This window comes from Endozoicomonas atrinae, from assembly GCF_001647025.1.
Classification (GTDB): domain Bacteria; phylum Pseudomonadota; class Gammaproteobacteria; order Pseudomonadales; family Endozoicomonadaceae; genus Endozoicomonas; species Endozoicomonas atrinae.
Window position 1 is genome coordinate 1 of the sequence record NZ_LUKQ02000917.1, and the last position, 250, is coordinate 250.

Consider the following 250-nt stretch of genomic DNA (forward strand, 5'->3'; position numbering starts at 1 on the left):
TCTCGATTGGTCATGGCGCTGCTCCCTGCTTGATACCAACAGGAAAACAATCGGCCAGAAAAGGGTTAATCGGGAGGTCAAATTAAACTGGTGTTTTGAAGACTTATTACATCGGTGATGACATTTGGCTATCAGCTGAGGAACAAAGTCACCATTTCGATCTCTGGGGACTTTGACTTCGACCTCACCAAAATCTCCTTTGATATTCTTTGAGGTGCTGCCGTTGCGGCTGTTGCCCGTGTTATGGCCC

The 250-nt window shown here is 47.2% G+C and carries 1 protein-coding gene; it reads right to left on the reverse strand.

Going from position 1 to position 250, the window contains the following annotated elements; genetic code table 11:
* Positions 1-250: transposase (locus tag AK963_RS30980; RefSeq protein ID WP_175404842.1), on the reverse strand; the 250-nt coding region annotated here is incomplete at both ends.